This window comes from Pseudomonas sp. RW409, from assembly GCF_003184125.1.
Taxonomy (GTDB): domain Bacteria; phylum Pseudomonadota; class Gammaproteobacteria; order Pseudomonadales; family Pseudomonadaceae; genus Aquipseudomonas; species Aquipseudomonas chlororaphis_I.
On sequence record NZ_QHHP01000004.1, the window covers coordinates 433264 to 452950 of the forward strand.

The window sequence follows — 19687 nt, forward strand, 5'->3', positions numbered from 1 at the left end:
CGCTTCGAATCCTTGAACGGTGTAGTGACCACTGACGCTATCGCGGGCAATCGAGCGTCGACCGGCCGCTCCTACCAGGAGAGGTAGTGTTCAGAACAATTGGGTGAACAGCCAGTACAGGCTGCCGGACAGCAGGATCGCCGCCGGCAGGGTCAGCACCCAGGCCATCAGCAGGTTGCGGATGGTCTGCATCTGCAGGCCGGCGCCGTTGGCGACCATGGTCCCGGCCACACCTGAAGACAGCACGTGGGTGGTGGACACCGGCAGGCCGAACATGTCGGCGGCGCCGATGGTCAGCATTGCCACGGTTTCCGCCGAAGCGCCCTGGGCGTAGGTCAGGTGGGTCTTGCCGATCTTCTCGCCGACGGTGACCACGATGCGTTTCCAGCCGACCATGGTGCCCAGGCCGAGGGCGATGGCCACGGCGATCTTCACCCACAGCGGAATGAAGCGCGTGGCGTTGTCGATCTGCTGCTTGAACAGTTGCAGCTTGCCCTGGGTGTCGGCGTCGAAATCGCCGACCTGGTTCTTGTCCATCAGGCGGATGGTTTCGCTGCTCAGGTACATGTCGTTGCGCACGTTGCCCATGGCTTCGGCCGGCACCTTGGCCAGGGAGCCGTAGCCCTTCACTTCGTCACCGATATGGCCGGTCAGGGCGGCCAGGGCCGGGACCAGCTGCGGCGTGGCTTCCTTGCTGCGCACATAGTCGGAAAGCACCGCGCGCGGGTCGGTGGGGGCCGGTTGCGGGGCGCTTTTCACCAGGGCTTGCTGGGTGACTTGCGCCACGGCGGCGAATTGCAGGGCCTGGTCGGCCGGCATGGTGCGGTTCAGCGCGTAGGCCATGGGCAGGGTGCCGACCAGGATCAGCATGATCAGGCCCATGCCTTTCTGGCCGTCGTTGGAGCCGTGGGCGAAGGACACGCCGGTGCAGGTGACGATCAGCATGCCGCGAATCCACCACGGCGGCGGGGTGTTGCCCTTGGGCGCCTTGTACAACGCGCGGTTCTTCACGAACAGGCGCAGGGCCAGGAGCAGCAGGGCGGCGAAGGCGAAGCCGATCAGCGGCGAGAACAACAGGGCATAGCCGACCTTGGTGGCCTGGCTCCAGTCCACGCCGCTGGTGCCGTCGCGGCCGTGCATCAGGGCGTTGGCCACGCCGACGCCGATGATCGAGCCGATCAGGGTGTGGGACGACGAGGCCGGCAGGCCCAGCCACCAGGTGCCGAGGTTCCACAGGATGGCGGCGATCAGCAGGGCGAAGATCATCGCGAAGCCGGCCGACGAGCCGACCTGCAGGATCAGCTCCACCGGCAGCAGGGCGATGATGCCGAAGGCCACCGCGCCGCTGGACAGCAGCACGCCGAGGAAGTTGAAGAAACCCGACCAGACCACCGCGAAATGCGGCGGCAGCGAGTGGGTGTAGATCACCGTGGCCACGGCGTTGGCGGTGTCGTGGAAACCGTTGACGAACTCGAAGCCCAGGGCGATCAGCAGTGCCACGCCGAGCAGCAGGAACGGGGTCCAGGTGGTGACTGTGGTGCCCAGCTCGTGCATGTCGTGCATCAGGCTGTAGGCGGTGAACAACAGGCCCATGGCGAGGATCGCGAAGAACACCACGAGGGTGAAGGGGCTGGCTTTTTTATCCAGCGGCGGTCTGGCTTCGAGGACGGGGGAAGGGGAGGCGGCGGTCAGTGAAGGGGTGGCCATTGCCGGACAATCCTGTGGGAGAAAGGAGTGTCGCCCATGATCGTTGCCAAATATTACAGAGAGACTGCCTCAGGTCAGTGTTTGGGTGAATCCTTTAACCACTGGTCAAGAAGCCGCGCCCTTTTCTGTAGGAGCGAGCGGGCGGCGATCCGACTTGCCCGCGATGGCGTCGGTAGCTGCTGCCGCAGGCTGCGATCGGTCTGGGCCGGCCGTGGCGGCCTTGAAATCGCCGGAGGTCCTGCGGACCTTGCGCAGCCTGCGGCAGCGGCTACAGAGAATGGGGCCTACATATCCTGGCGCTTGCGAAACGCCCAGCGGCCGGCGATGACGGTGAAGGTGGCGACCAGCGCGACGAGGATCCAGAAACCTTCCGGATCCCCGGAGAAGGGGATGCCGCCGACGTTCATGCCGAAGAAGCCGGCAATGATGTTGATCGGCAGCGCCAGCACCGTGACCACGGTCAGGGTGAACAGGGTGCGGTTGGTCTGTTCGTTGATATTGGCGGCGATCTCTTCCTGCAACAGCTTGATCCGCTCGCCGAGGGCGGTGAGGTCGTTGATGATCAGGGCGAACTCCTCGGTGGATTTGCGCAGCTCCTTGACGTCCTCCTTCTGCAACCATGGCGGCGGCCGGTTGAGCAGCCGCAGCAGCGAGCCCGGCTCCAGCGCCAGCAGGCGTTGCAGGCGCACCAGCACCCGGCGCATGGCCCCCAGTTCCGCGCGGTTGGTGGAGATCCGCGCGGCCAGCAACTGGTCTTCGATCTGGTCGACGTTGAGGCTGGTCTTGCGCACGATCTGGGTCAGCACTTCACCCTGGTCGCGCAGCAGGTGCACCAGCAGTTCCAGGGGCGAGCGGAAACGTTCGCCGGCCTTGACCGAGGAGCGCAGCTTGTCCACCGAATGCAGGGGTTGCAGGCGCGCGCTGACGATCAACCGGCTGCGCACGCAGACCCACAGGGTGGAGATGTCCGAGGAAACCATGCTGCCGAAGTTGAACACCACGTCGTTGACCACCGCCAGCAGGGCCGAATCCACATGCTCGATGCGGGTCGAGCGCGAACCTTCGTGCAAGGCCTCGAAGAATTCTTCCGGCAGCGCCAGGTGGGTCTGCATCCAGCGTTCGCAGGCGGCATGCGCCAGGTTCAGGTGCAGCCAGACAAATTCCTCGCCATCGTCCGGCTGTTGCAAGGCTTGCAGGGCCTTGGCCGAATCCAGTTCGCGACCCCGCTCGCCGGGTCGAAACGCGAAGCCGTAGAGCAGGCCGAACAGATCCGAATCGCGATGGGCATGGTCGATGCTGTGGTTCATGGAGGCTCGCAGGAGGGAAGGCACCTGTAGGCGGTTTACAGGTTCACTTGGGCCCGATCATCGCAAGGCCGCATGACCATTTTGTGACGGTTTGAAGTGCAACATTCAGCACCTATAACCGGCTGTCGGAGGTCCTCAAGAATGCCTCTTTCAGGCCGATCACGCATACGACGACTGCGCGACCGGCTTGCCCTGGTTCGCCTGACAGGGATGTTCGCACGCTACCCATGCCCGCCTCGGGCGTGCTCTATCCCTGTTGAGAGATCTCATTCGATGTCCTTGCAAAAATCCCTGAGAGCGCAAGTCCTGGCTTTGTTGAGCGGCAGCCTGCTGGCGATGCTGTTGATCGCGCTGGCGTGTTTTCACTTCCTGTCCAATGGCGTGCAAGGTTATCGCGAGTTGATCGAGGGGCCGCTGCGCACCTCGCAGTTGCTCGATGAAGCCAACCTGCAATTCAAGGTCCAGGTGCAGGAATGGAAAAACGTGTTGCTGCGTGGCAAGCAGAGCGCCGAGCTGAGCAAATACTGGCAGCAGTTCGAGGATCGCCAGCGCGATGTGCAGGGCATTCTTGGCCAGTTGGCGGCGGAGCCGGGCATCGATGCGGCGCTCAAGGGCCGGATCGAGCGCTTGCGTGAAGAGCACCGGGTGTTGGGCACGGCGTACCAGAAAGGTCGCGATGCCTTTGTCGCCGCCGGTGCCGATCCGGCCGCCGGCGACGCCGCGGTCAAGGGCGTGGACCGCGCCGCCAGCGAGCAGATGAGCGAACTGGTGAGCGAGCTGCGCAAGCAGGGCAGCGAACAGTCGCGGGACATCAGCGCCGGCGCCCAGCGCACGGTGTGGATCGGCCTGCTGGTGATGCTGGCCTCGGGTTTGCTGATCGGCCTGCTGAGCCTGTGGCTGGTCAACCGCAGCCTGGTGGAACCGATCCGCCAGTTGATCGACTACGTGGCGCAACTCAGCCGTGGGCGGATTGCCGAGCGCGTGGCCAGCAGCCGCCAGGACGAGTTGGGCAAGCTGGCGGTGGCCGCCAACACCTTGCGTGATTTCCTCGCCGAAACCTTCAGCCGCCTGCAGCGCAGCGGGTCCGACCTGGACAGCGCCAGCGGCGAGCTGAATGCCATTGCCACCCTGATGTCCCAGGGCACCAACGATCAGTTCAACCGCACCGACCAGGTTGCCACGGCGATGAACGAAATGTCCGCCACCGCCCAGGAAGTGGCACGCCATGCGGCGGATGCGGCGCGGGCCGCCGATGACGCCGACCAGTCGGCCCAGCAGGGCGAGCAGGTGATGCAGGGCACCATCCACACCATCACCCTGATGCGCGGTGAAATCGCCAACACCGCCGAGGTGATCCGCCGCCTGGAAGCCGACAGCGGGCGTATCGGCAAGGTCCTGGAAGTGATCCGCGGCATTGCCGAACAGACCAACCTGCTGGCACTCAACGCCGCCATCGAGGCGGCGCGGGCCGGCGAGGCCGGACGTGGTTTCGCCGTGGTCGCCGACGAGGTACGCAGCCTGGCGCAGCGCACCGCGGCATCGATCATCGAGATCAACCAGATCATCCAGAGCGTGCAGACCGGCGCGCTGGACGCCGCCCATGCGATCGAGAGTGGCCAGGCGCGCAGCGATGCCAGCGTCGAGCAGGTGACCCAGGCCGGCGCCATGCTGGAGCGGATTACCGAGGCGGTCGAGGCGATCCGCGACATGAACCGGCAGATCGCCACGGCGGCGGAGGAGCAGACTTCGGTGGCCGAGGACATCTCGCGCAACCTGACCGAGATCACCTCGATCGCCAGCACCAACCTGGATAACGTGCAACGCACCGAACGCGCCAGCCAGAACCTGCACGAGCTGTCGGGGCAGTTGAACGAGGTGACGGCACGCCTGAGTGCCTGATGCGTCGGTGAATAAAAAAGCCGCGTGGCCTTTCGGGCACGCGGCTTTTTTGTATTGAAGCATTACTTGTCTTGCTTGTTGCTCAGGACCTTGCCGGTCTTGGCATCCAGATCGACGTCCCACTCGACGCCCTTGGCGTCACGCAGTTCCACCTGGTAGACGTAGGCACCGGCCGCGGTCTGTTCCAGTTCGGTGTCGGTGATGCTGGCGGCGGTGGTGCCAGGGTGTTCGGCCAGTGCCGCCTGGTTGAGTTTTTCCAGGTCCATGATGGTGCCGGCCTTGAGCAGGCCCGGGATCAGGTCCGGGCGCACGTCGGCCTGGGCCAGGCCAGCGGTCAGGGTCAGGGCGGTCGCGGCGAACAGGGCAGTCAACGTTTTCATAGTGTCTTTCCTTGGGGTGATTCGTTTTGAGTGGGTTCAGATTAGCCGGCACAACTTAATTCACCCTTAATTCAGCGCAAGCTTTGCGCCGTTTGTTCAATTCCAGTGCCCCTCGGGTATTTCAAGCTGTGCTCTCGAACAGGAGAGGCAGTGATGAAAACAATGATCAAAGGCTTGTACGGTCCGGCGTTCTTTGCCGGCTTCATCGGCGCTGGCGTGTGGGTGATCGGCACGCCGGGGCTCGCTCCGGGCTGGTTGCTGTTGGTGTTCGCCGGGGCGCTCGGGGTGTCCTTCCTGGCGGAGTGGTGGTTGCCCTATGAGGTGGACTGGAACCGCCCGCAGCAGGATCGCCTGCGCGACGTGTTGCACGCACTGGTCAATGAAAGCCTGAACGCCCTGGGGTTGCTGCTGTTGCCGGGGTTGGTGAGCCTGCTGGCGTTCGATGGGCTGTGGCCGCGCGGCTGGTCGCTGTGGGCGCAGCTGGCGCTGGCGATTGTCATCGCCGACTGCGGCCTGACCCTGGCGCATTACTTCAGCCACCGGCTGTCCTGGCTGTGGCGCCTGCACGCGGTGCATCACAGCGTGCAGCGCTTGTATGGCTTCAATGGCTTGATGAAACACCCGCTGCATCAGTTGCTGGAAGCCAGCGCCGGGCTGTTGCCACTGCTGTTTTTGGGAGTCCCCTTGCCGGTGGCGCAGTTGCTCGCATTCGCCATCGCCATCCAGCTGCTGTTGCAGCACTCCAATGTCGACATGCGCCCCGGTCCCCTGGGCTGGGTGTTCGCCTGGGCGCCGATGCACCGCTTTCACCACATGAAGTACGGCACCGCCGGCAATGTGAATTTCGGCCTGTTCTTGAATGTCTGGGACTGGCTGCTGGGCACGGCGTTTTACTCTTCGACCTACCCGATGCGCCAAGGCGACCTGGGCATCGGTAGCCAGCCGGATTATCCGCAGGCGTATTGGCAACAATTGCTCGCCCCCTTCAGCAGGCAAGCCGTCCATGAGGAACCGCCGGTGCCCTTGCCGCTGCGGCGTTGAGTCAGTCCAGCAGGCGCAGCTCGATGTGTTGCAGGGCCTGGCGCGCGGTGACGCCGAACAGGGTTTTCAGGGTGCGGGAGAAGTGCGCGGAATCGGCAAAGCCGGCGCCATGGGCCGCCTCGGTGATGGCCTGGCCCGCCAGTACCAGGCCCATCGCCAGGCGTAGGCGCCGCCACAGCACCAGGCGCCGCACCGGCAAGCCGAGCTGGCCGCTGAACAGCCGTTCGAGCTGGCTCAGGGACAGGTGCGCATGGGCCGCCAGGGCGCTGGCCGAGACCTTGCCGGCCAATTGTCGGTCGAGGGCGGCCAGGGCCTTTTCGATCCGCCGGTCCTGCAAGACTCGGCGCGGGCAACGCTGTAGCGCCTCGGCCAGCGCCGGCAGCGTCAGCTCGACACCCAGCAGGCTGTGTTGCAGGGCCTGGGCGTCAATCGTCAGCGGTTCGGCGTAGAGGGTGAACAGGGTCCCGGGCGCGTCGAGGATGGCATGCCGTTGCATGGCCGGGATGAACACGTGGCGGGCGGTGCAGGGCTGGCCGTCGAGGCTGACGGTGACTGGCGCAGCGGGGGCGAGGATAAGTTGATGGGCGTAGTGGGCGTGGGGCGCGGTGCGCCCCAGCTCGCCCTGGATCAGTCCGTAGTCACGCCCGAGCCACAGCTGGCCTGTCCACTCGGGCGTGCGCACGGCGACCGGCTCAGTAGCCGTTGGCCTCGAGCAGCTGGCTCACGCTGCCGCTGGCCGGACGCTTGACGTACTTGAGCAGCTCCGAGGCGCGGTTGGTGAAGATGCCGTCGACACCGGAGTCCAGGACCTTCTTGAAGTCCACCGGCTCATCGATGGTGTAGACGTGCACCAGCAGGCCCTGGTCGTGGGTGAACTGGTTCATCCAGGGTTGCACCAGGTCGAAGTAGCTCTGGTCGCCGCCATTGGTCAGTGCCGCCGACGGGCCGGTGCCGATGGCGCCCTGGGCCTTGGCGTAGCTGACCCACTGCTCGAACTCGGCCTTGTCCTTGGGTTCCTGCTTGGCGTAGTAGGCCGCCTTGTCCTTCTCGCCGCTGTTGGCGAAGGTCACGTCGGACTTGGGCTGCATGCCGCCTTCACCGATCCACAGCAGGAGGATCTTCGGCACCTTGGGCATTTCTTTCTGCAGCAGTTCCAGGCTGCTCTTCTCGAAGGTCTGCAACACCACCTTGCCTTTGCCCTGGCCTACCGCCAGGTCGCTTTTCGCCAGCTTGGAGCCAGCCGGGCTGAGCCAGCCGCGGTCCTGGAGTTTTTCCTTGAGGTCGTGCTCGATGCCGGGGAACTGCTGGGGCTCCTTGGTCTCGATGTACAGGCCGGGCTTGTGATGCGGGTTGCTCTGGGCGATGTCGATGATTTCGTCGAGGGTCAGGATCTTCAGGCCGACGTAGCTCGCACGGGCGCGGTCGGGATAGGCCTGGTTGAACCAGCTGCCGGCGTCGAGGGTTTTCAGTTCGGCCATGGTGAAGGCGTTGGCCGGGCTGTCCTTGCGCTCGGGAAACTTGCTGGCGACGTCGGTGGTGCGTTGCAGGTTGTTGTCATGCAGGGCGAACAGCACGCCGTCCTTGCTGCGTTGCAGGTCCATTTCCAGGTAGTCGGCACCCAGGTCGCGGGCCAGCTTGTAGGCCGCGGCGGTGGACTCCGGTGCATCGAAGGACGCGCCCCGGTGAGCGATCACTGCCGGGTGTGGAATGCCTTGGCTGACAGCCAGTGCGGTGGGGCTTGGGCTGGCGGCCTGTGCCTGGCCCAGGCCAAGCATCAGGCTCAGCATCAGGGCGCTTTTGGTGAAGGTGGCAGGCATGGTCGAGGTCCTTTCGTGGAGGGCGGTTTTCAAAGGACTACCTTTTAACAATTGAATGGCCGTTGTGCTATCGCGAAACCGACATAAATCTGCACCTGCGGCAAATTTCCCGACGCTTTTGTGGGGTGCTTTGCAGTACGCTTGCGCCCTGAAGTTTCCCCGTCAGAGGGAAGCCCTGGAACAAGTCCACTCTTGCCCTGCGTGTAAACCATCGATCACCTGTCCTGCGGGACACTCAGTGAGGTTTACCATGCGCATCACATCCGAACTCATCTGCCAGGCCGCCGACCAGCTCAAGGGTTTTGTCGGTTTCAACCGCAAGAGCGGCCAGCATATCGTGCGCTTCAGCGAAGACTCCTTCGGCATGGACGTCGCCGACGACGCCATCACCCCCGCCAGCGAATTCGTCTGGGCCACCGCCGAGGGCCAGGTCATGGTGCTCAAGCGCGAGCTGATCCAGTTGCTGCTGGAGCAGAACATCGACGAGCGCATCAACATCAGCGAACCCTTGCGCGTGTACATGCGCCGCACCGACCTGCCGGAGATTTCGGCGGTGCGCAATCGGCTGCCGGCGGCGCAATAGTCCAGGCGTCACGCTTGGCGGGGGAGAGGTCTCAGCGTTCGAACAGATAGGCGCGTTCGACCTTGCACACCCGGGTATGACAGGCCGCGTACCAGTCGCTGCGCCCGCGTTCACGGGCGATGCAATGCTCGGCGTGTTGCTTCCAGGCAAGGATCGAAGCCTGGTCCCGCCAATAGGAGACGGTGATGCCGAAGCCATCCTCGTTACGCGCGAACTCCATGCCGAGAAATCCCGGCTGCTGTTGCGCCAGCTCGACCATGCGTTCGGCGGCCTGTTCGTAGGCCGGGTCCGGCTCGCGGCGTTGGGCGCTGAAAATCACCGCGTAATAGGGCGCCTCGGGTGTGCGGGCGATCATGGGTGGCGCTCCAGGCAAGCGGCGAGCAGGGCGCTGGCCAGGGGCGGCACGACGCCTTTGAGCGCCGCCCGTTCCGGCTGGAACAGGGTGGCGATGAAAAACCGATGGTCGCGCAGTTCCACCGCCCGCAGGTCGCCGGCCGAGTCGTAGCCGCTGGGGCGCAGGTTGTGCTCGAGCAATTGCGCGGCGAACTGCGGGTTGACCCCGTAGCGACAGCGATAACCCTCGCTGATCTGGCGCTCGCCATAGGCTTCGGCGATGCGACTGCCTTCACACAGATGAATGCTGTCGGTGGCTTCCACCAAGGCGCAGGTCAATGGCGTGAGCACGGCGCGCTCGGCCTCGGGATGGGTTTCGCCGTGCTCGGCATCGGCCCAACCCAGCACGTTACGCGCGTACTCCAGCACCGCATGCTGAAAACCGCCGCAGGTGCCGAGGAAGGGCCGCTGCTGTTCGCGGGCAAAACGGATCGCCCGCAAGGCACCGTCCATCGAGCGGTAGGGGCTGGCGGGCACACACCAGATGCCGTCGAACGCTTGCAACGGCTCGTCGCAGGTCAGGCTGTCGGTGGCCATCCAGCGATAGTGCACCTTGAGGCCGGTTTCCTCGGCGGCCATTTCCAGCGCCCGGGGAATGGCCTGGTGCGCGATGACCTGAGGGTCGTAGTCGCCTACCAGGGCGATGTGCAGGATGGGCGGACGTGCGATATGCGGCATGGACTTCTCCCGGTATGGCCAACGCTTGTGGGTGGTTGGCCGTCACTATAGATTGGCGTTCACGCATTCAATATTGGCGTTTATCCAAGTGATCAATGCAGCTACGCACTATCGGCTCGACTACCCCGACCTGTCGTTGATCCTCGCCCTGGTGCGCGGTGGCTCCCTGGCCCGCGCGGCGGCGTTGTTGAAAGTCGATGTGTCCACGGTGTTCCGTGCGGTGCGTCGTCTCGAAGCCGCGCTGGGCCAGCAGCTGTTCGACAAGAGCCGCGCCGGCTACCTGCCCACCGGCCTGGCCCGCACCCTGGCCGAGCAGGCCGAACGCGCGGAACAGGCACTGGACGCGGCACAGGTCGGGGTAGAGCAGGGCGGCGCGGTGGTCAGCGGCACGGTGCGCCTGACCTGTACCGATTCGGTATTGCAGGGCCTGCTGTTGCCGGCGCTGGCGCAATTCATGCCGCGTTACCCGGCACTGGCCCTGGAGCTCAGCACCTCGAATGATTTTGCCAACCTCAGTCGGCGCGACGCCGACCTGGCCCTGCGCCTGACGCGCACACCACCCGAGCACTTGGTAGGCCGGCAGCTGCGGGCGGTGTCTTATCGGGTCTGTGCCAGTCCGAGCTATCGGCAGTCGGTCGGGGCGACGGAGGATCTGGCCGGGCTGACCTGGATCGCCCCGGACGATTTCCTCCCGGACCACGCCACGGTGGCCTGGCGTCGGCAGGCGTTGCCCGGCGTGGTGCCGGGCTATCGCTGCAACAGCATGCTGGCGGTCAGCGAACTGGTGAAGGCCGGACTGGGCGTGGCGGTGCTGCCGGATTTCCTGCTCGATGACACCTGCGTCCTGCAACCCTTGAGCGATCCACTGCCGGGCTGCAACACCGCGCTCTGGCTGCTGACCCGGGCCGACTGCCGGGCGCTGCGTGCGGTGGTGACGCTGTTCGACGAATTGAGCCAGCGCCTGCGCGCGCCGCAGTGAGTCATGCCTGGGGCGGGGCCTTGTGCAGGACGTGCTGGTGCATTTCCGAGGTCAGGCTTTCGATGCGTTCGGTCAGCTGTTTGGTCATCTCGGTCAGGCGGGTGTTCTGCTCCAGCAGTTCGAGCAGTTGCGCGGTGTGTTGCGCGGCTTGCGCCTGGCGTTCGCTGTTGGCGATAGCGATGGCTTCGCGGTGCTGGGCATCGGCATCGGTCTGGGCTTTGTCGCGCGCGGCCTGGCGGGTTTGGGCCAGCAGGATCAGCGGTGCGGCATAGGCCGATTGCAGGCTGAAGGCCAGGTTGAGGAGGATGAACGGGTAGACGTCGAAGTGCGTCACGCCGCTCAGGTTGAGCCCGACCCAGATCAGCACGATCAGGGTTTGCGCGCCGAGGAAGGTCGGGGTGCCGAAAAAGCGGGCGAAGGCTTCGGCCTTCAGGGCAAAGCTGTCGGTGCCGAAGGTCGGGGCCAGATGAGCATGCGGGCGGTGAAAGCGCAGATGGTCGACAGGGGCGGCTGAGGCTGTTTCGGATGGGGTCGGGTTCATGGCGGGCTCGGGGCGATGGGACTGGCGGTCACTATAGCCCGTTGCCCGACGCCTTCCCTGGCGTCGACACCGTTGATTGATAAACGCCGGTTTAGAGCGTGGCGCGTTCGTTGGCGAACATGCTCACGGCCTGCACCGCCTCGCTGGCTCCGTCACGAATCTGCAGGATCACCGTGCCGGCCTGATCCGCCAGGCCCACACCCTTGGCAGCCCGGTCCCGGGTGCCGTCCATGCTTTTGATGGCCTGCTGGGTTTCGTGCTGGATCATGTCGATCATCCCCGAGATTTCCGCGGTCGAGCCGCTGGTGCGGGCGGCCAGTTGCCGGACTTCGTCGGCGACCACGGCAAAGCCGCGGCCCTGGTCGCCGGCGCGCGCGGCTTCGATCGCCGCATTGAGCGCCAGCAGGTTGGTCTGCTCGGCGATCGCGCGGATGGTGTTGACGATGGCGGTGATCTGCTCGGAACGCTCGCCGAGCTTGGCGATCAGGGTCGAGGAGTCTTCGATGTTGGCGGCGATCTGGCGCATCTCGCTGGCTGCCTGCTGGATCACCGCGGTGCCCTGTTCGGCGACTTGCCGGGTTTCCACCGAGATGTGGTAGGCCTGGGTCGCGCTCTGGGCGTCCTGGGCGTGTTTCTCTACCATCGCGGTCACGTCGGAAGCGAACTTCACCACTTTGCACAGGCGGCCAGCGGCGTCGTACACCGGGTTGTAGTTGGCCTCCAGCCATACCGATTGCCCACGTTTGTCGACGCGCTCGAACTGCCCGCTGAAGAACTCGCCCTGGTTGAGGCGCCGCCAGAAGTCCTGGTAGGCGTTGCTGTTGGCCAGCTCGGGTTTGCAGAAGATCCGGTGATGCTTGCCCTTGAGTTCGGCAAGGCTGTAGCCGAGGCGATCGAGGAAGTTCTGGTTGGCCGTGATGACGCTGCCGTCGAGGTTGAACTCGATCACCGCCATGGCGCGGTCGATGGCGTGCAGCTTGCCCCTGGACTCGCTTTCCTGCTGGATCTTCTCGGTGACATCGAGGGCGTACTTGACCACCTTGAAGACCTTGCCGTCGCTATCCCTGATCGGGTTGTAGCTGGCTTCCAGCCAGACCGGCTGGCCTTTGGCATTGACGCGCTCGAAGGTCCCCGATTCGAACTGGCCGTTTTTCAGGCGGGTCCAGAGTTCGCGGTATTGAGTGCCGCGGGTGAATTCGGCGTTGCAGAACTGGCGATGGGGCTGGCCGATGACCTGCTCTGCGCGATAGCCCATGGTCTTGAGGAAGTTGTCGTTGGCCCTCAGGACCGTGCCTTCCAGGTCGAACTCGATCACCGCCATCGAGCGGTCGATGGCCTCGAGCAGGCTGGCTTGCTGGGCGATGGTGTGGTGCAAGGCGTCGATGGTTTTGTTATGGCGGTTGAATAGCATGATGGCTGGTGCTCAGTGGGAAAAACCTGGAGTCAGTCCCTGTTGTCTGCGCCTGCATGCCGATAGCCCCGGGGCCTCGGCCTTGTCTGCTCAATGCCAGCATTCCATGACTGGCAGATAACCCTTGGAAGGGCACGACCCTGTCCGGAGCGTACCCTTGCCCAACGTCTGAGGAGAGACGCTGGGCCTGCGAGTTAATTTAGGGAAGTTATGTTGCACGGCCGAGAATGGCTGGCTCGGCTTTTTTGGGATAACCGCATAGCGGCATTATGCCGGCTTGGCTCGGAGTGGTGTTCGTGAAAGTTGTACAAAATGTTGGTTTTTTACATTTTTGTATAACTTTTCAGGGGCCGGTCGGCACGGCAAGAAGGGTGTCGGTTACCGGACTGGCGGCGGCGACTTTGTTGCGCCCGGTGTTTTTCGCGGCATACAGGGCTTTGTCGGCCTCCATGAGCCACATTGCGGCATCGCGCAACCCCGGGTGCCAGGCGGCCAGGCCGATGCTCAGGCTGACCCTGAGTTGTGGTACGCCCGGATGGCGATAGTTGCCGAAGACTTCCCGCAGCCGCTCCAACACTTCGCGGGCCTGCTGGATCGAGGTCTCCGGCAGGATCACGCAGAACTCATCGCCGCCATAGCGTCCGGCCAGGTCGTCCTGGCGCAGGTTGAGCTTGAGGTCCCGGCTCAACTGATGCAGCACGGCGTCGCCGAGGATATGGCCGTAGCTGTCATTGATGTGTTTGAAATGATCGATGTCGATCAAGGCAATGGTGCCGTGGCAGCGTTGTTGCTGGCACTTGGTGAACTTGAGGTGCAGCAGGTCTTTCCAGGCGCCGTGGTTGAGCAGGCCGGTCAGGCTGTCGGTGCGGCTCAGCGCGCTGAGGGTGCGTTTGTGCTCGGAGAGCTTGATCGCCAGTCGGTAGCAGACCATGCCTACTGCCATCGGATAGAGAGTCAGCATCGGCAGGCAGGCGTATATCTGCAACTGGGTGGCATGTCCGGTGAAGGCAGGACCGAGCAACCACCACGAAAGCACGACACCGCTCAGTTGGGCCACGGAGCCATGGATGAACAGGCGCAGGCCACCGGCTGCGACGTTGTTCATCGCCATCATGGCCAGAATGGTCACCGTGGGCAGCGGATTGAACTGCATCGCCGCCGCCCAGAAACCACCGAAGAGCGAGTCGCACAACACGTTGCGGCGTTCGGCCTGGTAGGGAAAGGTCGCGCGGCTTGAGATCAGGTACGCCAGGTGTGGCCAGATAAAACCGTTGAACAACAGGAACAGCCAAACCCAGGTCGGTTGCGGTACCGGGTACAAGCCGGCGAATACGCTGAGGCTGCCAATCCCCAGCCCGACGATCCTTGGCAGGTAAATACGTTTGGCAAATGACAGCCCTTTGCCTTGTTGGTTATCCATAAATTTCCGCGTCAGCCCGGGTTTGAAACACCTTGTGGTGTTTTTATTGGCCGTCACCCTTCATTGGGCAAGGCGGCGAACATTGTCATTTATTCCAAGAAGAATAATCAGTGTCCTTGCAGGCCATTTAGTGGAACGAGCGTACGCGAACGCCCATTGCAGAGCGCTTGGTGCGAGTCGAGGCAGCCGGCAGAGCCGCGGGCTGGAGCAACCGGCGGGAAGGGCGTCAGGCTTGATAGCAGGCCAGGAACATGTCCAGCGTGGACTCGACGACGTGCTGTCGTTCGTCTTCCTTGAGGGGGGGCTGGTTCATGGTGATCTGCGGCCAGAAGGCAAACGCCTTGAGCATGCCGTGGAGCTGCTGGGCGGCGAAGTCCGGGTCCAGGGGCTTGAGCCGGCCATCCGCCCGGGCCGAGCGAATCCACACCATCAGGCTTTCTTCACGCTCGCCCATGCGCGCCACCATGTACTGGGCGCGCTCGGGGGAATGCAGGGTAGCGGCAATCGCAACCCGCGCCAGGTTGAGGAAGTTGTCATCGGCCAGCAGTTGCAGCTTGGCCATCAGCAATTCCCGCAACTGTTCACGCAGGGTTAATCCGGGGTGGTAAAGAATGTCCGCTTGCGCCCTGATGCTCGCCCATAACTTATGCATGATCTCGGTGAACAACTCCTCCTTGCTGGGGAAGTGGTTGTACACCGTGCGCTTGGACACTCCGGCCGTTGCCGCGATCTTGTCCATGCTGGTGATATCGAACCCGCTGGCGTGGAATTCGGTAATCGCCGCCTGGATGATGGCTTCGCGTTTGAGGTCGGTCAGGCGCTTTGGAGCTGTCATAAGTTGGGTTCGATGGCGGTCGTTGGCAGTTATCCGGGGCAGTTTACTTAGTCCCGGGTTTGTTGCAATCTAGAAAAACTACACTGTGCAGTGTAGTTCATGACAGAAAAAATGATGGTCGGCTGACGCTTGCGTGCATTGGCCTTTGTCGTTCCGCAGAGAATCACCGGAGCCTTGTCGGGTTCCTTGGAGTCACTGATTCATGGCCACTCTCTCTTCCCGTGCAGACAGCGCCTCACGCCCCGAAACGTCCCTGCAGGAACAAGGTGCGTTCCGTAATCATGCGCCGGTCCGGCGTGCCGGGCTGGGCAAGACGCTGGGTATTTTCTGGCGCATGTTGTTCCACAAGCCGCGTAACACCCGTCCGGTCGGGGCCATCCCGGTGCAGCCATTGACCCACGAACAGCTGCTGGCGGCGCCGAACCAGAGTGTCTACCGCCTGGGGCATTCGACGGTGTTATTGAAGCTGCACGACAAGTTCTGGATCACCGATCCGGTGTTCGCCGAACGCGCATCGCCGGTGCAATGGGCCGGCCCCAAGCGTTTCCACCAGCCGCCTATCAGCCTGGCCGAATTGCCGCCGATCGAAGCGGTGATCCTGTCCCATGACCACTACGATCACCTGGACCACCAGACCGTGCTCAAGCTGGCGGACAAGACCCGCTATTTCCTCACGCCCCTGGGCGTGGGCGATACCCTGGTGAAGTGGGGCGTACCGGCCGACAAGGTACGCCAGCTGGATTGGTGGGAAGGCACGGAAGTCGATGGCATTCGTTTTATCGCCACGCCTTCGCAGCATTTCTCCGGGCGCGGCCTGTTCGACGGCAACAACACGCTGTGGGCGTCCTGGGTGATGATCGATGGCGACACCCGGATCTTCTTCAGCGGTGACAGCGGTTACTTCGACGGCTTCAAGCGGATCGGCGAACGTTATGGTCCTTTCGACCTGACCCTGATGGAAACCGGCGCCTACAACGTCGAATGGCCGGGCGTGCACATGCAACCTGAGCAGACCTTGCAGGCGCACATCGACCTCAAGGGGCGCTGGTTGTTACCCATCCACAACGGCACGTTCGACCTGTCGATGCATGCCTGGTACGAACCGTTCGACCGCATCCTCTCGCTGGCCTGGGAACGCAGCATCGCCATTGCCACGCCGCAGATGGGCGAGGCCTTCAACCTGGCGCACCCGCAGCGAGGGCACGCATGGTGGATGGAGGTCGACCCTGTGGCCGAGCAGGTAATGGCGAGCGACCTGTAGACCCTTCATCGGCTACTCCCTGGGCCCGGCCATCGCCAGGTTGCCGTGTCTGGGCCTGGGGAGTATCTAGAGAACTCCCCCAATACCCTCGACGGACCTGGTGATGGCTTATCGGCTTCATCTGTTTGGCGCGTCCGGTTCCGGCACCACGACCTTGGGCCAGGCGCTGGCCCAGCGTTTGGCTATCGCGCACTTCGACTCCGATAACTTCTTCTGGCGCCCCAGCGAACAGCCTTTCAGCCTGCGTCGTCCCCGGGACGAGCGCATCCAGCTGTTACAGCAGCAGGTGGCCGGGTTGGACAGCTGGGTGCTGTCCGGCTCCCTGTGCGGCTGGGGCGACCCGCTGATTCCGGCCTTTACCCATGCCATTTTCCTCCGCCTGGACCCCGAGATCCGCCTGCAGCGTTTGCGCGTGCGCGAGTTTCAGCGTTATGGCGAGCAGATCCATGAGGGCGGTGCACGCCATCTCGCTACTCAGACCTTTCTTGCCTGGGCGGCCGGCTACGACACGGGGGGCCAAGGCACGCGCAGCCTGCGCCGGCATGAGAGCTGGATCACCGGGCTGAGCTGCCCGGTAATCCGCCTCGATGCCACTCACCGTTCGGTGCAGGCATTACAGGAAGAGGTACTGAGCGCCCTGGATCACTCGATCATGGCGTAGTCGGGCCGTTCCATCGGGTTGGGTGTGGCGCCCTTGATATTCATGCCACGTCCCGGGGCGAAGCCGGGGAAGAACACCAGGCCTTCTGCTTCCAGGCGAAAAGCCAGTGCCAGCCGGGTCACGTCGAGCAAATCGCCGCCCGCCTCGTAGCGGCGAATGGCGGCGACCGAGACGCCGGACTCCCGTGACAGATGTTCCTGGTTCCAACCCAGCATGGCGCGGGCTTGAATGCAGTGTTCTGGGGTGAACTGGAAAAGGGCGATACGTTCCAGGGTGACTTTCATCGCGAGTGAGGCCATGGGTTTTCTCCGGAAGCGGGTGAAGATGAGTTGATAAAGTACTGTTTATTTGTACAGTTGTTTTGCGCCTGGATCAAACTCATTTTGCCGATCGCCCCAACGTCTTCGTGACAAGGCTTGTCCCGGCGCTATGCCCCGGTTTCCAGGTAGGCACTGGGTGGTTGCCCCGCTACCCGGCGGAACATAGTGGAAAAGGCGGCGGGGCTGTCATAGCCGAAATCGAGGGCGATTCGCGTCACCGCCTCGCCCGCGGCCAGTCGGGTCAAGGCCCTGACCACGCAGGCGCGCTGGCGCCACTGGACGAAACTCATGCCGGTCTGCTCGCGGAACAGGCGGTTGAAGGTGCGCAGGCTGATATGCAGCTGCTGCGCCCATTGCTCGGGGGACTGGTGGGCATTGGGCTGTTGCAGGAAGGCCTGGCACAGGGTGAGCAGGCGCGGCGTTTCGGGCAGGGGAATATGCAGGGGCAGGCGGGTGGTGCGGCTCAGTTCATGCAGCAGCAGGCTGATCAGCACACCGTCGCGTCCGTTCTCGTCATACACCAGCGGCAGATCCACCGCCTCCATCAGCAACTGGCGCATCAGCGGCGACACGCTGATCACCTGGCACTCATCACCCAAGGCCGGCATTGCCGCCGGTTCGATGTACAGGCTGCGGGTACTGACCCCGAGCATCAGCACCTCATGAGCCACCTGGGGTGGAATCCATACCGCGCGCTGTGGCGGCACCACCCAGCGGCCGTTCGTGGTGCTGACCTGCATCACCCCGGTGGCGCCATACAACAGCTGCGCACGACGATGGCTATGGCTCGGCAACAGGTGGCCGTGGGGGTAATCGGTACCGATCGCCACCACGGCGCGTGGGGTGTGATCCAGCCGGTCGATCGAAGTATCACGCATGGCGTCAGGCGTCCGCGGGTTGGCGTAAATGCGAACAGTATTGGCTGACTTGCTAAAGCCGGCCAAGTCCTGGCGCGCTATCGTCGAGGTCTTCTGTCAACGGAGGATCTTCGATGTTTTATCTATGGCTGGGGCTGTTCGGCTGCATGACCGGGATCAGCGCGGTGCTGTTCGGTTTCGGCGGTGGTTTTGTGGTGGTGCCGCTGCTGTATCGCCTGCTGCTGGGCAGCCACGATGCTGACGATGCCATTGCCCAGTCGGCCATGCATATAGCGGTCGCCACCTCGACCTGCGTGATGATCGTCAATGCGTTGATGGCCACCGGCAAACACAGCCGCGCCGGCAACCTGATTCGGCATTACCTGTGGCCGCTGGGTGGTTATATCGGGCTGGGCGCGATAGCGGGAGCGGTCCTGGCGATGGCGGTCAGTGGTGAGGTGATGCGTTACGCCTTTATCGCCTACCTGGCGCTGACCATTGCCGATTGCCTGATGCGTCGTGGCTTTCTCGAACAGGGCGACACCCGTGCGCCGCGCCGCCTGGGGCGACTGGAATACACCGGCGGCCTGGGCATCGGGGCCATTGCTACCTTCCTGGGTGTCGGCGGCAGCGTGATGACCGTGCCCCTGCTGCGTCGCTGTGGCCTGAGCATGACCCAGGCCACGTCCATGGCCAACCCGCTGAGCGTTCCGGTGGCCCTGGCCGGGACTCTCACCTATATGGCCCTGGCCGGCTTCAGCCGTTTCGATCTGGGGCCCTGGTTTATCGGCTATGTCGATCTGCTGGCCTTTGCCGTGTTGACCCTCGGTTCATTGCTGGGCATCCGCCTGGCCACGCCGTGGATCGGGCGCATTCCCGATCGGTTGCATGCGCGGGTGTATATCGGCCTGCTGGTGCTGGTGATGCTCGGCATGCTGGTCAGCTAAGGGCTAGCCCGTTGCCAACCCCGGTGCTTCACGAATGATGAAGTGGTCGAGGTTCTCGATGTTGGCGCTGAATACCCCGAACGTCTGTTCGGGATGCTTCTTGCTCGGCACCTGTTTCAACTCCGGGGTCACGCCATAAAAGAAGCAATACAGCTCTTGTTCGCTGTCGATGGCGTGCTTGATCTCTTCGAGGAAGGCTTTGCGCTTGCGGTAGTTCTCGATCAGTTTTTTGCTCAGGTAGACGTTGACCGAGTAGGGCTTCTTTTTCCCCTCGTCGGCCTGCTTGAACCAGACCTTCTGTTCGAAGTCGATGCGAAAGCTCTGGGTGTAGTCCTTGATCTCCTTGATCTTGCCCCAGTAGATCAACCCCTTGTTGTCCAGCAGGTATTCGATCTTTTTGAAGAATGAGGCATAGGGCGCCGTGTGCTCGCCGATCTTCAGCGGCATGCGCTTGAGCAACTCCTTGTCGTCGATATTCGACACAAAACACTCCACCGGATGGGCGAAGACGCTGGTCTTGTCCGGCGTGCTGGCCTGGGCCGGGTGAGGTGCGCGCGGGCTGGAGGAGGGGGCGGGCGCTGCAGTGCTTGGCGTGTCGACATCCGCTGGCGGGGTGGCGGGCTTGCGCGCATATTCGCGGCGGGTCAGGA

The 19687-nt window shown here is 63.5% G+C and carries 21 protein-coding genes and 2 pseudogenes; 8 read left to right on the forward strand and 15 right to left on the reverse strand.

Annotated features, from left to right (window positions below; all coding sequences use genetic code 11):
• Window positions 1–90: 90 nt before the first annotated feature.
• Together DK261_RS04560 and DK261_RS04565 are read right to left on the reverse strand one after the other, a co-directional pair.
• Window positions 91–1707 (reverse strand): inorganic phosphate transporter, encoded by a 1617-nt coding sequence (locus tag DK261_RS04560; protein ID WP_110175339.1) that lies wholly within the window; start codon window positions 1705–1707, stop codon window positions 91–93.
• Window positions 1708–1991: 284 nt separating this feature from the next.
• The gene (locus DK261_RS04565) at window positions 1992–3014 is read right to left on the reverse strand and encodes a transporter (RefSeq protein ID WP_009050354.1); all 1023 of its coding nucleotides are present in this window, start codon (window positions 3012–3014) and stop codon (window positions 1992–1994) included.
• 855 nt (window positions 3015–3869) lie between these two features.
• On the opposite strand from DK261_RS04565, the pseudogene DK261_RS33795 reads away from it, so the two are divergent.
• Both DK261_RS33795 and DK261_RS33800 read left to right on the forward strand, forming a co-directional pair.
• Window positions 3870–3980 (forward strand): annotated as a pseudogene (locus DK261_RS33795) (hypothetical protein); the annotation flags it as partial.
• 228 nt (window positions 3981–4208) lie between these two features.
• Window positions 4209–4913 (forward strand): methyl-accepting chemotaxis protein, encoded by a 705-nt coding sequence (locus DK261_RS33800; RefSeq protein ID WP_371356886.1) that lies wholly within the window; start codon window positions 4209–4211, stop codon window positions 4911–4913.
• A 62-nt stretch (window positions 4914–4975) separates the two neighbouring features.
• On the opposite strand, the gene DK261_RS04575 is transcribed toward DK261_RS33800, so the two are convergent.
• A complete protein-coding gene (locus DK261_RS04575) occupies window positions 4976–5293 on the reverse strand; it encodes a PepSY domain-containing protein (RefSeq protein ID WP_009050352.1) in 318 nt (105 codons plus the stop codon).
• A 153-nt stretch (window positions 5294–5446) separates the two neighbouring features.
• Here DK261_RS04575 and DK261_RS04580 point away from each other — a divergent pair, with 153 nt between their 5' ends.
• A complete protein-coding gene (locus DK261_RS04580) occupies window positions 5447–6334 on the forward strand; it encodes a sterol desaturase family protein (protein WP_028683189.1) in 888 nt (295 codons plus the stop codon).
• Window position 6335: 1 nt separating this feature from the next.
• On the opposite strand, the gene DK261_RS04585 is transcribed toward DK261_RS04580, so the two are convergent.
• Both DK261_RS04585 and DK261_RS04590 read right to left on the reverse strand, forming a co-directional pair.
• Window positions 6336–7016 carry a helix-turn-helix domain-containing protein gene (locus DK261_RS04585; protein ID WP_041984585.1) on the reverse strand — a complete coding sequence of 227 codons (681 nt, stop codon included), beginning with the start codon at window positions 7014–7016 and terminating at the stop codon, window positions 6336–6338.
• Between the two features lie 10 nt (window positions 7017–7026).
• Entirely contained in the window at window positions 7027–8151 is a 1125-nt protein-coding gene (locus DK261_RS04590; RefSeq protein WP_016704119.1) for a glycerophosphodiester phosphodiesterase, read from the reverse strand.
• Between the two features lie 250 nt (window positions 8152–8401).
• On the opposite strand from DK261_RS04590, the gene DK261_RS04595 reads away from it, so the two are divergent.
• Entirely contained in the window at window positions 8402–8734 is a 333-nt protein-coding gene (locus DK261_RS04595) for a DUF2025 family protein (RefSeq protein WP_009050348.1), read from the forward strand.
• A 31-nt stretch (window positions 8735–8765) separates the two neighbouring features.
• Here the strand turns inward: DK261_RS04595 and DK261_RS04600 are convergent, their stop codons facing one another.
• A complete protein-coding gene (locus DK261_RS04600) occupies window positions 8766–9089 on the reverse strand; it encodes an antibiotic biosynthesis monooxygenase (RefSeq protein ID WP_016704120.1) in 324 nt (107 codons plus the stop codon).
• Window positions 9086–9805, reverse strand: a complete 720-nt coding sequence (locus DK261_RS04605) for a CTP synthase (protein ID WP_041984589.1) — start codon at window positions 9803–9805, stop codon at window positions 9086–9088. The genes DK261_RS04600 and DK261_RS04605 overlap by 4 nt, the downstream gene beginning before the upstream one ends.
• On the opposite strand from DK261_RS04605, the gene DK261_RS04610 reads away from it, so the two are divergent.
• Window positions 9804–10784: a LysR family transcriptional regulator gene (locus DK261_RS04610; protein WP_371923055.1), complete on the forward strand. Its 981-nt coding sequence runs from the start codon at window positions 9804–9806 to the stop codon at window positions 10782–10784. The two genes, DK261_RS04605 and DK261_RS04610, sit on opposite strands and share 2 nt — an antisense overlap.
• Window position 10785: 1 nt before the next feature.
• Here the strand turns inward: DK261_RS04610 and DK261_RS04615 are convergent, their stop codons facing one another.
• The 5 genes and pseudogenes from DK261_RS04615 to DK261_RS04630 all read right to left on the reverse strand — a co-directional run bounded on the left by DK261_RS04615 (window position 10786) and on the right by DK261_RS04630 (window position 14991).
• Complete coding sequence (locus tag DK261_RS04615) at window positions 10786–11325, reverse strand: DUF1003 domain-containing protein (RefSeq protein ID WP_009050344.1); 540 nt, start codon at window positions 11323–11325, stop codon at window positions 10786–10788.
• Window positions 11326–11416: 91 nt separating this feature from the next.
• Complete coding sequence (locus tag DK261_RS33805) at window positions 11417–11968, reverse strand: methyl-accepting chemotaxis protein (RefSeq protein WP_371356887.1); 552 nt, start codon at window positions 11966–11968, stop codon at window positions 11417–11419.
• A 3-nt stretch (window positions 11969–11971) separates the two neighbouring features.
• Window positions 11972–12736: pseudogene (locus DK261_RS33810) on the reverse strand (PAS domain-containing protein); the annotation flags it as partial.
• Window positions 12737–13079: 343 nt separating this feature from the next.
• Window positions 13080–14156, reverse strand: coding sequence for a diguanylate cyclase (locus tag DK261_RS04625; protein WP_038634347.1), 1077 nt, complete (start codon window positions 14154–14156; stop codon window positions 13080–13082).
• A gap of 226 nt (window positions 14157–14382) precedes the next feature.
• The gene (locus DK261_RS04630; RefSeq protein WP_016704126.1) at window positions 14383–14991 is read right to left on the reverse strand and encodes a TetR/AcrR family transcriptional regulator; all 609 of its coding nucleotides are present in this window, start codon (window positions 14989–14991) and stop codon (window positions 14383–14385) included.
• A 202-nt stretch (window positions 14992–15193) separates the two neighbouring features.
• Between DK261_RS04630 and DK261_RS04635 the strand changes: the two genes are divergently transcribed.
• Window positions 15194–16252 (forward strand): MBL fold metallo-hydrolase, encoded by a 1059-nt coding sequence (locus tag DK261_RS04635; RefSeq protein ID WP_016704127.1) that lies wholly within the window; start codon window positions 15194–15196, stop codon window positions 16250–16252.
• Window positions 16253–16355: 103 nt separating this feature from the next.
• Complete coding sequence (locus DK261_RS04640) at window positions 16356–16913, forward strand: AAA family ATPase (RefSeq protein ID WP_016704128.1); 558 nt, start codon at window positions 16356–16358, stop codon at window positions 16911–16913.
• Here the strand turns inward: DK261_RS04640 and DK261_RS04645 are convergent.
• Both DK261_RS04645 and DK261_RS04650 read right to left on the reverse strand, forming a co-directional pair.
• Window positions 16895–17212: a helix-turn-helix transcriptional regulator gene (locus DK261_RS04645; RefSeq protein ID WP_016704129.1), complete on the reverse strand. Its 318-nt coding sequence runs from the start codon at window positions 17210–17212 to the stop codon at window positions 16895–16897. The genes DK261_RS04640 and DK261_RS04645 overlap by 19 nt on opposite strands.
• 128 nt (window positions 17213–17340) lie before the next feature.
• A complete protein-coding gene (locus DK261_RS04650; RefSeq protein WP_101283211.1) occupies window positions 17341–18111 on the reverse strand; it encodes a helix-turn-helix domain-containing protein in 771 nt (256 codons plus the stop codon).
• 113 nt (window positions 18112–18224) lie between these two features.
• On the opposite strand from DK261_RS04650, the gene DK261_RS04655 reads away from it, so the two are divergent.
• Window positions 18225–19037 (forward strand): sulfite exporter TauE/SafE family protein, encoded by an 813-nt coding sequence (locus DK261_RS04655; RefSeq protein ID WP_101283209.1) that lies wholly within the window; start codon window positions 18225–18227, stop codon window positions 19035–19037.
• A gap of 3 nt (window positions 19038–19040) precedes the next feature.
• On the opposite strand, the gene DK261_RS04660 is transcribed toward DK261_RS04655, so the two are convergent.
• The coding region (locus DK261_RS04660; RefSeq protein ID WP_110175481.1) for a hypothetical protein at window positions 19041–19687 on the reverse strand (647 nt) is incomplete at its 5' end.

What these genes read in the sequence shown, in the direction of transcription:
- DK261_RS04635 (WP_016704127.1), top strand. Translation starts at nt 15,194, where the DNA reads ATGGCCACTCTCTCTTCCCGTGCAGACAGCGCCTCACGCCCCGAAACG.
- DK261_RS04560 (WP_110175339.1), bottom strand. Translation starts at nt 1,707, where the DNA reads ATGGCCACCCCTTCACTGACCGCCGCCTCCCCTTCCCCCGTCCTCGAA.
- DK261_RS04590 (WP_016704119.1), bottom strand. Translation starts at nt 8,151, where the DNA reads ATGCCTGCCACCTTCACCAAAAGCGCCCTGATGCTGAGCCTGATGCTT.
- DK261_RS04610 (WP_371923055.1), top strand. Translation starts at nt 9,804, where the DNA reads ATGGACTTCTCCCGGTATGGCCAACGCTTGTGGGTGGTTGGCCGTCAC.
- DK261_RS33805 (WP_371356887.1), bottom strand. Translation starts at nt 11,968, where the DNA reads ATGGTAGAGAAACACGCCCAGGACGCCCAGAGCGCGACCCAGGCCTAC.
- DK261_RS04580 (WP_028683189.1), top strand. Translation starts at nt 5,447, where the DNA reads ATGAAAACAATGATCAAAGGCTTGTACGGTCCGGCGTTCTTTGCCGGC.
- DK261_RS04595 (WP_009050348.1), top strand. Translation starts at nt 8,402, where the DNA reads ATGCGCATCACATCCGAACTCATCTGCCAGGCCGCCGACCAGCTCAAG.
- DK261_RS33800 (WP_371356886.1), top strand. Translation starts at nt 4,209, where the DNA reads ATGTCCGCCACCGCCCAGGAAGTGGCACGCCATGCGGCGGATGCGGCG.
- DK261_RS04655 (WP_101283209.1), top strand. Translation starts at nt 18,225, where the DNA reads ATGTTTTATCTATGGCTGGGGCTGTTCGGCTGCATGACCGGGATCAGC.
- DK261_RS04640 (WP_016704128.1), top strand. Translation starts at nt 16,356, where the DNA reads ATGGCTTATCGGCTTCATCTGTTTGGCGCGTCCGGTTCCGGCACCACG.
- DK261_RS04575 (WP_009050352.1), bottom strand. Translation starts at nt 5,293, where the DNA reads ATGAAAACGTTGACTGCCCTGTTCGCCGCGACCGCCCTGACCCTGACC.
- DK261_RS04565 (WP_009050354.1), bottom strand. Translation starts at nt 3,014, where the DNA reads ATGAACCACAGCATCGACCATGCCCATCGCGATTCGGATCTGTTCGGC.
- DK261_RS04645 (WP_016704129.1), bottom strand. Translation starts at nt 17,212, where the DNA reads ATGGCCTCACTCGCGATGAAAGTCACCCTGGAACGTATCGCCCTTTTC.
- DK261_RS04605 (WP_041984589.1), bottom strand. Translation starts at nt 9,805, where the DNA reads ATGCCGCATATCGCACGTCCGCCCATCCTGCACATCGCCCTGGTAGGC.
- DK261_RS04615 (WP_009050344.1), bottom strand. Translation starts at nt 11,325, where the DNA reads ATGAACCCGACCCCATCCGAAACAGCCTCAGCCGCCCCTGTCGACCAT.
- DK261_RS04650 (WP_101283211.1), bottom strand. Translation starts at nt 18,111, where the DNA reads ATGCGTGATACTTCGATCGACCGGCTGGATCACACCCCACGCGCCGTG.
- DK261_RS04625 (WP_038634347.1), bottom strand. Translation starts at nt 14,156, where the DNA reads ATGGATAACCAACAAGGCAAAGGGCTGTCATTTGCCAAACGTATTTAC.
- DK261_RS04600 (WP_016704120.1), bottom strand. Translation starts at nt 9,089, where the DNA reads ATGATCGCCCGCACACCCGAGGCGCCCTATTACGCGGTGATTTTCAGC.
- DK261_RS04630 (WP_016704126.1), bottom strand. Translation starts at nt 14,991, where the DNA reads ATGACAGCTCCAAAGCGCCTGACCGACCTCAAACGCGAAGCCATCATC.